Raw genomic sequence first — 13,862 nt, 5'->3', positions numbered from 1 at the left:
GAATGATTGCATTTCAAATATGCCTCAGCGAGGGTTTTAATCTACGAACCTCTTAGCTAAAAGGTAATTCAGGAATTATTAAAGGGATACATAAAATGTATCCCCATGTTGAACTCTTGTTGTCCAAGGGAGTGGAAGTCCTTTGTTTGAACAACATCTAACTAATTAGATTTCAAGTGCATAAAAATACAATAATTTACGAAAATAGCCAACGGCTGTACATAATTTATAAAATTATGCGATTATCGGTAGCAACTATTTCGGCGATAGTATTCCTATTGAATATTTGTATGGCCGACAACCTTAATGCACAAGGAATCCTTGATAGACAAGCTAGCATAAATGTAGAGAACTTGTCTCGTACGGCTATCTTAAAAGAGCTTAGTCGACAAACAAAGATCCGCTTTATTTATAGTCAACATCCCGATTTGTTGGAGAATGTGAGTATGGTTATGAATAATCGGACTATGAAAGAAGTATTAGATCAACTCTTTAGAGGGAAGAATATTACCTACTCCTTATTTGATGATCGGATAGTCATTGAACCGCACCCCAAAGTTCAGCAGAAGTCAATTCGTGGAATAGTAAAGTCGATTGATGGAAAACCATTGTCAGGCGTATCCATTGGTATCAGGGGAAAGAAAACAATGACCTCGAGCAATCAAGCAGGAGAATTTAGCATAATGGGAGCCCCCCAAGATGTGTTATATTTTAAATATCTGGGTTACTTGGAAAAGGAAATGGTATATAGCGGTCAGGATTATATCCAAGTAACCCTTTCTTCCCTTGTAAAGGAGTTGGATGTGGTAGTAATTAATACCGGCTACCAGAATATTGATCGAAAGAAATTTACAGGTGCTGCAGTTAAAATTAATGCTGAGGATGTTCAACGCCCAGGTGTTCCAGATGTTAGTCGGATGCTGGAAGGGCAAGCGGCCGGTGTTTCCGTCCAAAATGTGTCGGGAACATTCGGCGCAGCACCTAAAATAAGGGTTCGAGGGTCTACTTCGATTACGGGAGATAATAAGCCTTTATGGGTTGTAGATGGAGTCATCTTAGAAGATGTCATCAATATCTCCAATGAGCAGCTATCTTCAGGTGATCCGAATACCTTATTAGGTTCTTCTGTAGCAGGATTGAACGCGGACGACATTGAGTCCTTTCAAATCTTAAAAGATGTGGCTGCAACCTCTTTGTATGGTGCCAGAGCGATGAATGGGGTGGTGTTAATTACAACCAAGAGGGGGAAAGCAGGTGCCCGAGCAGCGCTTTCCTATTCCGGAAATTATAGCTCCTATATGAAGCCAGGATACCAACAGTTTGATATTGTGAATTCATATGACCAGATGTCCATATTCGCTGAAATGGAGCGAAAAGGTTGGTTAGATTATACGGATTTAGCCAATAATCCGAATGGAGGTGTTTATACAAAGTTGGCACAATCGCTTCGATTTAATGAAGATGGAACTGCAGTGGTAGAAAACTCTGTAAGCGGACGGAAAGCTTTTTTAGAGCGCTATGTCTATGCAAATACAGATTGGTTTGATATTTTATTTAAGAATTCCTTGATGCAAGAACACTCCTTAAGCCTTTCATCAGGAACAGAGAAAAGTCAGCAATATTTCTCAACATCCTATCTACGTGATAATGGATGGTCGTTAGGTGACAAGGCCGATCGTTATACAGCAAATGTACGTTCTGATTTTTCAATCAGTCCGAAGTTTTCTGTCGGGTTAATTACGACGGCCTCGATCCGCGATCAGCTGACACCAGGTTCTTTGGGAAGGCAAAGTAATCCGGTAACTGGAGAGGTGTCTCGTGATTTTGATATCAATCCTTTTAGTTATGCGTTGAATACTACGCGCACCTTGACGCCTTATGATCAACAAAATAGCCTGGAATATTTTACCATGAATTATGCACCATTCAATATTATCAATGAATTGCAAAACAATACCATTGAACTGCGAATGCTAGATCTTAAGGTGCAGGGGGAAGCAAAGTACCGTTTACCTAAAGATATCAATTATTCATTTGTAGGTTCTTACCGTTATGTAAATACGGAAAATGAACATAAAATTAGAGAGCAATCCAATATGCCGATGGCTTATCGTGCCGGCACTATCTATGCAGGAGGGCCGGAAAATGCCACGATTGCCGATCGCAATAAATTCTTATATACAGATCCCGCAGATCCTGATTCCAGACCTGTATCTGTGTTGCCCTATGGTGGTTTCTATACCACCAATGGAGATAACCTGAAGAGTTTCTATTTCCGAAACTCCTTGGATTGGACGCAGAGTTTCAATTTCAGGCATACCTTACGGTTATTCCTATCCCAAGAACTCCGATTCTTAGATCGCGTAGGAAAAACCTTCACTGGATATGGCTATCAGTTTGATCGCGGTGGAACAGCGTATGTCGATCCGAATGCGATAAAAAGAGAAGTGGAGGGCAGTAGTACCTATTATCAAATGGCGACCTTTCATGATCGTTACTTAGCATTTGCTGGGAATGCTGCTTACTCCTTTCTCGGAAAGTATCAGTTGAATGGAACAGTCCGTTATGACGGTTCCAATCAAATGGGGCAATCAACTACTGCACGTTGGCTACCGACCTGGAATATCTCGGGCTCGTGGAATTTGGATGAGGAGGCCTTCTTAAAAGATTCAAAAGCTTTTAATACCCTAACCCTTCGTGCTACTTACGGCCTTAATGCATCTATGGGCAATGCGCGCAATTCCTCCCTTATTATTCGCTCTGCGAGTACCAAGAGACCTTATTTGTCGGAGGTAGAACCGGTGTTAAATATTGAAAACAACCCAAATAAAGACCTCACCTGGGAAAAACAATATGAGTTTAATATGGGCGTAGATGCAGCCATGTTTAACCGTCGCTTAGAATGGACGGTAGATGTATATAGACGTCAAGGTTTTGATTTGATTGGACTCATACGTACATCGGGAATTGGTGGTGAGGCTTTTAAGTTAGCTAATTATGCCGATATGCAGTCGCAGGGCATTGAGCTGATGGTAAAATCGCAAGTTTTTAAGCGTGATAATTGGGGATGGAAAATGCAGTTAACCAATGCCTACAACACGGGTGAAATTACTCGTTTATTGAACGAACCTCTTATTTTTCACCTTATCGGTAATACCGGAGGTGCAAAGGTAGGATATCCGGTTCGTGGGCTTTTTTCCATCCCTTTTAGTCATTTAGATCCTAATACTGGGGTTCCCTATTTTATTAATGAACAGGGCGTAAAATCGACCAATGTTTATTTACAAAGCTATGAAACCGGCTACCTGAATTACGAGGGTAATATTGATCCTACATTTACTGGTGGTTTTTATAATATGTTTAATTACAAAAACCTGTCTTTATCTGCATTAGTTACCTATTCTGCTGGAAATAAAATTCGGCAGAATGCCATCTTCCAAAATCAGTATACGGATTTACAAGCCATGTCACGCGATTTCTTAGACCGTTTTGTTTTACCAAATGACTATCAAGTGCCTTCTATTGTCGAGATGCGAAATGCATCTCGCTTAGAGGGTTCTGCTTACCAATCTTACAACTATTCTACGGAAAGAGTTGCCGATGGTGGATTTGTTCGCTTAAAACAAGTCAGTTTAAACTATGAAATACCACATAAATTAATCAATAGATGGGGACTGAATAAGCTGTCCTTAAGTGTAGTGGGTAATAACCTATACCTGATTTACGCAGATAAAAAATTAAATGGCCAAGACCCTGAGTTTTATGGCTCAGGGGGTGTGGCCTTGCCGATTCCAAGACAATTTACCCTATCCATTAAAACCTCCTTGTAGCATTATGAAGTTGAAATATATCTATATAGCATTCTATAGTATCCTAATGGTAGGATGTGAGAAGTATTTGGAGGAAGCACCAGATCAAAGGGCCGTATTGGATTCTCCAGAGAAAATATCGGAGCTCTTGACTTCCGCTTATCCAAAAGCGAACTATTTTCCTTTCGCCGAAACGATGTCCGATAATGCGGGAGATAAAGGAGCTGGAATGGGAAGCATGACCTTTATCAACTTCGATGCCTGGACTTTTTCCGATATCCGATCCAGGAATCAAGATACCCCCGATTTCTTTTGGTATGGCTCTTATGAAGCCATTGCAGCAGCAAACCGTGCCCTCGCTTATATTGCCACAGTTGATGATCCGGAACGCTATCAAGCTCAAAAAGGAGAAGCCTTGGTTGCTAGAGCCTATGCTCACTTTATGTTGGCCGTCTTTTTCGCTAACACATACGATAGACTTACTGCAGATACCGATCCAGGCATCCCTTATGTAACAGAGCCAGAAGAGCAGCTATTACTTAAATATGAACGCAAAACGGTAGCCTATGTTTATCAAATGATTGAACAGGACTTATTAACTGGTTTGCCATTACTCAATGACTCCAAATACAAAGCCCCTAAATATCATTTTACACGGTCGGCTGCGCATGCCTTTGCTGCTAGGTTTTACCTGTTTAAAAAAGAATATGGGAAAGTTATTGAACATGCGTCTCAAGTGTTTACAGACGGTGATTTTAGCAGCAGGCTACGCCCAATTAACCAAACGGCTTTCCGCAGTATGGAATACTATGAACGACAAGCCGAATACACGAGAGCCGATAATCCGGCCAATATTTTATTAGTAGAATCGATTTCTAGTTGGGGAGGTTCTTTCCCGGGCTTCCGCTTTGGCCTTACTGCCGATATTTTAGCCGAGCTATTCTTTAGTAGGAATGTGACCGGCGGTTCCTTTGCCTATACTATTTTTGGACAAGAGACTTCCTTCAACATTCCCAAGTTCAAAACTCATTTCGTACGCTCAGGCCTCAATGCCAATTTCGGATACTCCTACAATATGATTCCATTATTTTCTGCAGAGGAAGTGCTCTTAAATCGAGCTGAAGCACTCGCTATGGAAGGGCGGACAGATGAAGCCATTGCCGACCTCAATGTGTTTGCCAGTAAGAAAGTATTTGCTTCGCAGAATAACCCTTATTACTATGCAAAGTCCCACGAAATTAATGCCGCAAAACTAATCAGTTTTTATCAGCAACCTGATTTAAAATACTGCATTGTAAATGCAGCATTAGATTTCAAGCGTCGGGAATACATTTTTGAGGGCATGCGCTATCTCGACATCCTGAGGCATCGCTTGCCCGTATTGCATAAAACCAAAGATGGCCAAGAAGAACATTTGTTAGGATCGAACGATTTAAGACGCGTATTGCAAATTCCCAAAGAAGTCGCAATGTCTGGTATGGAAACTAATCCAAGATAAAAATGAACATAAACTATATACCTGTTTTACGATTGTTATTGCTGCTATGGATTAGCCAGTTGTTCCTGGCCTGTAGTAAAAACGAACAGTTGCCCGAGCAGCCAATCATAGGCTTAGGCGGCGATGATTGGTCGCGATCAGCAATTGATGATTACTTGTTCGAGAATTTTGTATTGCCCTATAATATCGAGGTAAAATACAAATGGGACCCCTATGAGGTGAATTACAATAAAACGTTAGTACCTCCAATGGAATCCAAAGTCATTCCCGTCATGGAAACAGTGAAAGCGATCTGGATGGCACCTTATGAAAAGGTGGCAGGGGATGATTTCTTGCGGAAATACCAGATTCTAAAGTATGTATTAGTTGGGTCTCCTGAATATCAGGAAAATGGAACAATCGTATTAGGAACGGCCGAGGGGGGCAACAAGATTACCCTCTTTGTCATCAATTACTTTGCGAAAAAGAACCGGCAAGAAGTGATCCGGATGATGCATACCATCCATCACGAATTTGCGCATATCCTCCATCAACATATTGCTATTCCCCAGGAATGGCGAGGCCTAAGTTCGCAATGGTACACCGCCACCTGGTTCAATACCAACAATGCACAAGCCAATGCCCAAGGGCTGATTACCGCTTATGCCAAATCTTCGGAGAAGGAAGATTTTGTAGAAACAATTTCTACGCTATTGGTAGAAGGGCAGGAGGCCTACGATCAGGTCATTGAAGATAACCCGGAACAGGAGCTCACCTTTAGACGGAAGGAAGAACTGGTGGTGCAATATTACAAAGACTTTGGCATAGACTTCCGGCAATTGCAAGCTGAGGTTAAAGCCGGAATTAATAAAATAACACAAGATTAGCACATCCATGAAAAGACTGATTTATAGTATCGTACTCTTTATTTGCTGCAGCTTGACAGCCTGCCAGACCAAGAATGATTTCAAAGGTCTACGCCCGGATGTCAAATTGCAGGAACAGCTAGATGCCTATTCTGAACAGCTTAGTGCTGCGGAAAATGGATGGATAGCTTATTTATTTCCGAAATCCGGAGGTGGTTATACCTTCAAGATGAAGTTCAATACCGAGAACCGTGTCAATATGTATGCCGACCTGAATGCGAATACAGCCAGCACGGCCATGGAAAGTTCCTATCGCCTAAAGGCTACCCAGGTGCCCTCCTTATTTTTCGATACTTATACCTATATGCATTTACTTTCCGATCCAAACCCGCAAGTAGCTGGAGGTATTGCCGGTAAAGGACGCTATGCTGATTTCGAATTCTCCATTTTGAAGGTGTCGCAAGATTCTATTCAGCTCAAAGGAAATTTAAATGGCAGTGAATTATTGCTTGTACGGGCTACAGCGCAACAAGGGGATGAATTTATACAACAGGTATATCATTACAACCAACAGCATCTATCAAAATTCGATCAGTTTAATTACTACTACAATAAGGTGTCTTTTGGAGGGCATAGTTTTCAATTTACGCTGAACAGACAGCTGCATACGGTGTCGTTTCGTGGAATTGGAGCTCAAGATAGCATCCGTTTTATATCTGAATTTGCCGTTACGGCCAATGGCATACAATTGAAAACACCTTTTCAAATTGGGCCATCGAGCTATCAAACCTTAACGAATTTTAACTTGAATACTCCTTTAGGGGCTGGAACATTTTTAATCGGAACAGAAAATGCGGAACTCAAAAACCAAGCAGCCCCTTTATCTCGCTATCCCATGGACGCTACGCATATGTACATAGCGAAATACCAATATTATTCGCCTACCGGCTTTTTCTATAAGGGCGTTGAAGATGTGTTGCATTTGCAAGATATCAAGGGTTATGCTGGCCTGCAATTTATTCCACGCCGGTATATCGATGGCACGGATGTGTTTTACCTGCTTTATAATAATGGACAAAACTATTTCGGACCAGGTTTTAAAACGCAAATAGATGCGCAAGGCGTCATGCGCTTTACCAATTTATTGGGTTATGATGCAAACAACGCCAGCACAGTAACTGATGAGCTATACAATAAAGTGCAACAAATGACCCAACAGATTTTAAGGCCTGAAGGATTTTATGTCTATCGAACAGCAACAACAGGATACGATCTGGTGTCTGTTGCAGATTCCCAACTCTGGATACGATTCAATTAATATTTAGCAAAAAAGAAATGAGTTACATATTACGTATAGCATTATTTAGTCTGGCTATTCTAGCAATGCTCTCTTGTCGAAAAGAACAATTGACCAGCTATCCGGTTGAGCAAAGCTTTGAGGATCCGGATTCCCTCATGCTGGAATTTAAACAGCAAATAACGAATGCTAGCCATGGCTTTGAATTTACCTGGTCAGCTAATAAAAAAGGTTTTTATGCGGGCTATATAGACCTAAAAGCAGCAAGTACCGGCGATTTTCTAATCGATATTGACCCGCTTATGCGGAACCTCACCTACCGCATTGCCATGGTCGATCGTAAGCCTTGCCTCAGTTTTCAGGTGCAGAATGTGTCAGCGTCTTTAAAAACCAGAATGGAGGGCTTAGATACCGCATTTTCTTTTATTGCGCAACATCAGGATAGTATCTTCTTGCGCGGCAATACCTACGGTCAAAAGCTGACCCTTTATCCCAATTCAGCAGCACAACAAACAGCCTATAAAAACGGTGGTGTACAGGAACAAATGGATATTATGGCTATTCTGCAGAAGTTGCCTAAGTATTTTAAAACCTTGCACTATAGTGGAATGGCTGTCGATATACATTTGAATCCCGAATGGCGAAAAGTATACCTTCATTTTGGTGGTGTTGACCGCTTTCAGGCCTTTGAATCGGCTTTTGCCTATACGGCAACAGGAATTGTGTTTCAAGATTATTTCACTGCCGAGGCTTCGGGTTTTCAAGGGCTAAGTTTTTTAATCGATCGGCAAGCTCATATCCTGAAGGCGCAAATAAATGGAGCTGAGGTGGTACTCACCAATCAGGGTTCTCCTTCCGCTTATGATATTAAGGCAGCTTCAGCATTCATGGAAAAACCATTTCGAACCATGAACTTGAATTTGGGAAATAATCAAATTTATTCTCAGCCTTATCAATTATCATTCAATGGCTTTACAGTTGCGGGTGTGCCCGATGCTTATGGAATAAAATCCATTCCTAATTATAGCTATTTAATGTTTAATCCAACCTGGCTCACGAATCCTTATGGTTCTCTTTTTATAATATTTAATAATTCCTCCATTTCCAATTTTGGACCTGCTTTTATCATTCAATTTGCCCCCGATAAGTCCATATTCCGTTTTCTTTATTACGGCTCTTTTGGTACAGTTCCGCCAGAAATCCAACCCATGTTCAACCCAACGGTGGCCGCTTTAGTCGATCAAGGAGGGTTCTACGCCATTAAGTCAGGGCCAGCTTCCTACGACCTGGTCTCTATAGATGCTGAAAACCAAAAATGGATCCGATTTGAATAATTAACTCGAATTATGAAACCAATTCTACATATAGACTACTTTATCCGCATTTGCATTCTGTTGCTTCCTTTGCTTTTAACGGCTTTTGGGAAGCAAGCACAGGCCCAAATCCACATTACAGGAGTTATCCGAGATGAAGCCGATAAAAAACCATTACAGGGTGTTTCCATTCATGAAAAGGGAACCCGAAATATGGCCATTACGAATGCAAAAGGCCAATTCAGCATCCAAGTAAATACGTTAGACCATAAGCTGCAATTTTCCTCCCTAGGCTACCGAACGATGGAGTTGAATCCACAAATAGGGGGGATGCAGGTCTACATGAAAGCAATCAGCCATCGAATTGAAGCTGTACAGGTGCAAACCACCAAAAGAGTAGATACAGAGGCAGCCTTATTGGAGGAACGGCGAAAGGCCGGTATTATCCAGGATGGTATCTCGGCCGAGCTCATGAAAAGAACAGCCTCCATTACGGTAACCCAGGCGCTTCAACGAGTGACAGGGGTAACAGTAACCGATGAAAAATATGTTGCCGTTCGTGGGATGGGCGATCGTTCGGTGATTGGCCAATTAAATGGCTCAAGACTGGCCTCAGCCAATCCTGATCAATCCTCAATTCCCTTTGATTTAGTCCCGGCCAGTTTATTAGATAATGTAACCGTCTATAAATCTTACACCCCGGATAAGCCAGCAGATGCCGCATCCGGAATTATCAACCTAAAAACCAAATCGGTACCCGATACCATTGTGCTAGAATTTATTGTGCAAACAGGCCTAAATTCTAATATTGGCATTGGAGGTCAATACAATTCCTTCTGGAATTCCGAAATGGGGGTATTAGGAACTCGGATTAATCAAAAAAACCTATCTCAAGACTTCTTGAATTTAGGTAAACAATACCCTGATGGATTATTTGAAATTCAATCTATTTTTGCAAACGCCCATCTTTCGGAACAAGTAAATCAGGAAGCGCAGCGAATAAATGCGTTGATGCAGGGCTTCGATCCGGTGCTTACTACCAAATATAAACCTGCCTCACCAAATCAAATCTATACCTTGAATTTTGGAAACAAATACCCTTTATTTAAAGGTAAGCATACCCTAGGTTTAATCCTAGGTGGGAATTATTATCGGCGAAAAACCGATATATACCGCCAACAATTAACCCAATGGTCCATTTACCAAGGGGTGGTTACAGGCAACCCGGATGTGTATAGCTGGCGAAATATTCCCAATTTCATTACCCCCAATAATTTAAATATGGGTAAATACCAAACTTACCTAGAGAATACAGGGAATGAAACCTTGAATTATGGGGTCTTAGGTGGCTTAGCCTATCGTTTTTCACCTTTCCATGAAATTGCTGGTCAATTCCTTGGCTCTTGGGGTGGGGAAAACAATGCTAGCAATTTGGAGGGAGGTTATGAATATACAGGCCTTCCAGGAAAGGTAAATAGTCATATTTATTCCTTAAAGCAAACCTTTAGAACCTTATATACCTATAATTTCCAAGGCGAACATAAATTCCCAAAATGGTTTGAGGGGGTACAACTTTCTTACGCAGGTTCTAACTCAACAGCAACCCATAATGATCCAGACTACCGGTATGCTTCATTAGCTGAATTTATTCCTGGAGACCCCGATTGGTCTTGGTATTGGCACAATCGCGTAACTAATGAATATGATCTTCTTCCAAAATATTCAAAAGAAAAACGATATTCATCCCATTTATACGCTTTGACTTCAGGTTATGTGAATGGATATGGACCTTTTGGAGTTATTCAAGCCGAGCCCAATGGTCGCCGATGGCGATTTCTAAAAGAAGAAAACTATAATTATAAGGCAGACATTATAGTACCTTTTTCCTTACAGGGAACCAGACAAGAAATAAAATTCGGAGGCGATTATTTATTTCGAAATAGAGGGTTCACAGAAAATCACCTTTTCTTGCCCGGTTCAAATTATGGTGATGTAAAATCTGTGCCGCTTTACATGGTTCAGGGGGATTTAGACCGCTTGGTCTCCAATGAAATTATTGGCTTACGATCGAGCAAAGCTGGGCTGGGAGAGGGAGAAATCGCAGAATCTGGCTATTTATACAATATGTTTAAATCGCCAAATAATTATACAGGTTATTATGAGGTGCAGGCATTTTACGGAATGGCCGATTTAAAGTTAGGGAATAAATGGCGGGCAACAGGGGGTCTAAGGTTTGAATCTACTGATATGGGCTCCATTGTGGATACAGCCGGTGTTTTTCTCGATCCTACTTTAGCTAAGCCCAATGAAGATGGGAAAATTATTCCTTTGGTATTTATTGAACCCAATTCCTTATACCGTACCGGTTTTTTGCCTTTTTATTCCGCGAATGTAATTTATTCCCTCAAAGAAGGTTATATGAATCTACGCGGCGGATTTAATTCTACCTTAGCACGCCCGGAATTGCGGGAGATTACTAATGTCTTTGAATATGACCCTTTCCAAATGGGGTTAGTCGTCGGTAATCCTGACCTCCAAAACCAACAGACTCAAAATTTGGATTTCCGCTGGGAATGGTTCACCGGAAAAGGAGAAGTCCTCGCGCTTTCTCTCTTTGGCAAACGCATCCATAATCAACTAATTAAGGTCTTTTCTCTGAAAACAGAGGGATTGGCGGCAATCTATCCGGAATTCCCTGCCATAAGATTTGAAAATGAACTTAATAAAGGCCATGTCTGGGGCATGGAACTAGAAGCTGTTCAAAATTTAGGTGATTTTTGGTCTCCCTTGCAGGATGTTTTTCTAGGTTCCAACCTGATGCTGGCCCAATCTAATATCGTAAAATCTGAGCTCCGTTATCAAGCCAATAAAACCCTGGATAGGCATACGCCAAGAAACAGCCCCCTCTTCGAGCAGGCACCCTATTCTATAAATGCCTGGTTAAATTTCAACCGACAAGAATGGGGCGCAGATTATACCCTAACCTTTAATATGGTTGGCGAACGTCTGGTGCAGATTAATTTATTAGGTGAACCTGATCTCTATTCCCAACCTGTTCCCATGCTCGATTTTGTTTGGTCACAAAATATTACAAAAAAGCTGGTAATTAAAGGCTTTGCTAAAAATATACTCAACCCCGGCATTAAAACAGTGTATGCAAATCCGGGTACCGGTGGATTATGGTACAACAAAGAGTATATCCACCGAAAGTACAAACGAGGATCGGAAATAATGATTGGCTTAACTTATAATCTTTTTTAAAAATGAATTTAAAGATAAAAATATACCTCTTTTTAATTGGACTATTAAAAAGAGATCTTTGTGATAGGAAAATTTATTTAGCAGTTATTCTCTGGACTTCCATTTTGTTTATCGCCTGCAAAAAGGATAAAATTGATTTTTCTTATCTGCAAGCAGAGCAGAAAATAAGCCTATCCAATACCCGAATAATAAACTTTGGAAAATTTAAGCATGTAGTTTTAAATGGTGATACCATTACTTATAAGGGAAAGAATTTGATTAATGGTAATCCACCAGCGAAATATTTTCAAGAACCCGGAGGATTATTAGGTGAAAACTGGACAATTCCAACTCAATTATTTGAAAATAATAAAAGCTTAGCTTTTGAATTGATTAATGAGGAGGGTTTGTCCAATAAATTTACCATTCCCGCAGACTCCAATAAACAAATGGATTATTATACCCTGCCAACCGAAGGATATGGGCAACCATGGGTGGTGCCTATTCCTAGAGACCAAACCCCAGTAACTAAAAAAGACCATTTTAAAATCAGAATTATTAACCTTACTAAAATAATGCCGCCATTACCGGTGCCCGTTGATCCTGATTTTGGGCCATTAGAAAATTTATATGGAGCAGTTAGCCTCGCCTATGCGGATGGGAGTTTAGTGAGCTCTAAGACAACTAATATTGATGTTAAAAATAGAGTTTCTGACTACGTTGAAGTGCCTTATGGAACATACCAGTTTAAGATATTGACCGCTGATGGGCGTCAAATCTCCGCTGCTGTTCATGGGGTAAATTCGAACTATTTTCCAGAACGTATTATAAATCCAAAAACTTCTAGGATTAACTTTTTAATTCAAAATTTTATGATTTTATCGAATAATACTTATGCCCCTCTTGAAGGATTTGAGGCAGGTGGGACTTATACAATCGTAGTGTTGCCACAAAAAATGCTATATGGAACTTCGATGTTTAATCCTTCAATTTTAGAGGGTTATCAAAATCAATTTAAAATTTTAGAGGATTCTCCAATTTCTAGAAATCAATCTTTTTTTAAAATACAGGGGGTAAATGCCGGTATTGATCAAAAGATTCGATTTTTTGTCAATGGCAAATCAATTAGCAAAGTATTAGGTTATGGAGAATATTCTGAACCAGAAATTTTATTGAAACAAAACCCAATGTATTGTGAGATAAAAAATATAAATGGGAAGTTATTAAAAAAAATTGATTTAGCTGTGCAAATTAATCAAAATATTAGCCTTTACGCTTGGGAGGACCAACATAATAAATTAAATATAACTCCCGTTTCAAATCAACTTTCCCCCGAATTGAATAAAGGTTACAGTAGTGAATTTGGCGAATTTAATCGGGTTGAATACACCAGTTATGCAGGATTTCGCTTTTTGAACTTTTCTCCAGATGAACAATTAATAAATTTTGTAATAGATAAGGCTTCCATTCAATTTGGTAATAACGAAATTCTGGATTTATGGAAAAATCTTGAAAATAGAAATTTAAATCTGGAACCTGGAATTCCCAAATTAATAGATCCATATAGTATACGTGATGAAAAATATAGCTTATTGTATTCTTTTCCATTTAAAATAGATGTTTTTCGAAGTAAATCTAAGGATATCACACCCGGAACTATTATACCAAATGTGCAATCTTTTTTAAGTTCTGCTTTTGTGCTCAAGCCAGAACTTTATACCAAAGTAGGTCGAGATGTGCCAAGTTTTACTGGAGGAATATACTCTGTCGTATTAATTGGCCGTACAAAAAAAGATGCCGATTTGCCAGCTAAAATTATAAGCATAAAACACACGAAATAGGCTTTAAATCGTTAATTCC

7 protein-coding genes are annotated in these 13,862 nt (G+C 40.1%); all 7 read left to right on the top strand.

Features of this window, described 5'->3' with window-relative positions:
• Positions 1–236: 236 nt before the first annotated feature.
• Genes GQF63_RS11200 through GQF63_RS11170 form a run of 7 tightly spaced genes read left to right on the top strand, consistent with a single transcriptional unit; the run spans position 237 to position 13,843 of the window.
• Positions 237–3,830 carry a SusC/RagA family TonB-linked outer membrane protein gene (locus GQF63_RS11200; RefSeq protein ID WP_170292231.1) on the top strand — a complete coding sequence of 1,198 codons (3,594 nt, stop codon included), beginning with the start codon at positions 237–239 and terminating at the stop codon, positions 3,828–3,830.
• A 4-nt stretch (positions 3,831–3,834) separates the two neighbouring features.
• A complete protein-coding gene (locus GQF63_RS11195; RefSeq protein WP_160369317.1) occupies positions 3,835–5,307 on the top strand; it encodes a RagB/SusD family nutrient uptake outer membrane protein in 1,473 nt (490 codons plus the stop codon).
• 2 nt (positions 5,308–5,309) lie between these two features.
• The gene (locus GQF63_RS11190; RefSeq protein WP_160369316.1) at positions 5,310–6,173 is read left to right on the top strand and encodes a substrate import-associated zinc metallohydrolase lipoprotein; all 864 of its coding nucleotides are present in this window, start codon (positions 5,310–5,312) and stop codon (positions 6,171–6,173) included.
• Between the two features lie 7 nt (positions 6,174–6,180).
• On the top strand, positions 6,181–7,470 hold the full coding sequence (locus GQF63_RS11185; protein ID WP_160369315.1) for a DUF4302 domain-containing protein: 1,290 nt from the start codon (positions 6,181–6,183) through the stop codon (positions 7,468–7,470).
• 17 nt (positions 7,471–7,487) lie between these two features.
• Positions 7,488–8,783 (top strand): DUF4302 domain-containing protein, encoded by a 1,296-nt coding sequence (locus GQF63_RS11180; RefSeq protein WP_160369314.1) that lies wholly within the window; start codon positions 7,488–7,490, stop codon positions 8,781–8,783.
• A gap of 12 nt (positions 8,784–8,795) precedes the next feature.
• On the top strand, positions 8,796–12,023 hold the full coding sequence (locus GQF63_RS11175; RefSeq protein WP_160369313.1) for a carboxypeptidase-like regulatory domain-containing protein: 3,228 nt from the start codon (positions 8,796–8,798) through the stop codon (positions 12,021–12,023).
• A gap of 2 nt (positions 12,024–12,025) precedes the next feature.
• On the top strand, positions 12,026–13,843 hold the full coding sequence (locus GQF63_RS11170) for a hypothetical protein (RefSeq protein WP_160369312.1): 1,818 nt from the start codon (positions 12,026–12,028) through the stop codon (positions 13,841–13,843).
• Positions 13,844–13,862 lie beyond the last annotated feature (19 nt).

It is taken from the genome of Sphingobacterium humi, from assembly GCF_009768885.1.
Lineage (GTDB): Bacteria > Bacteroidota > Bacteroidia > Sphingobacteriales > Sphingobacteriaceae > Sphingobacterium > Sphingobacterium humi.
The sequence above is the reverse complement of the archived record's forward strand: the minus strand, read 5'-3'. Positions and strand labels throughout refer to the sequence as shown.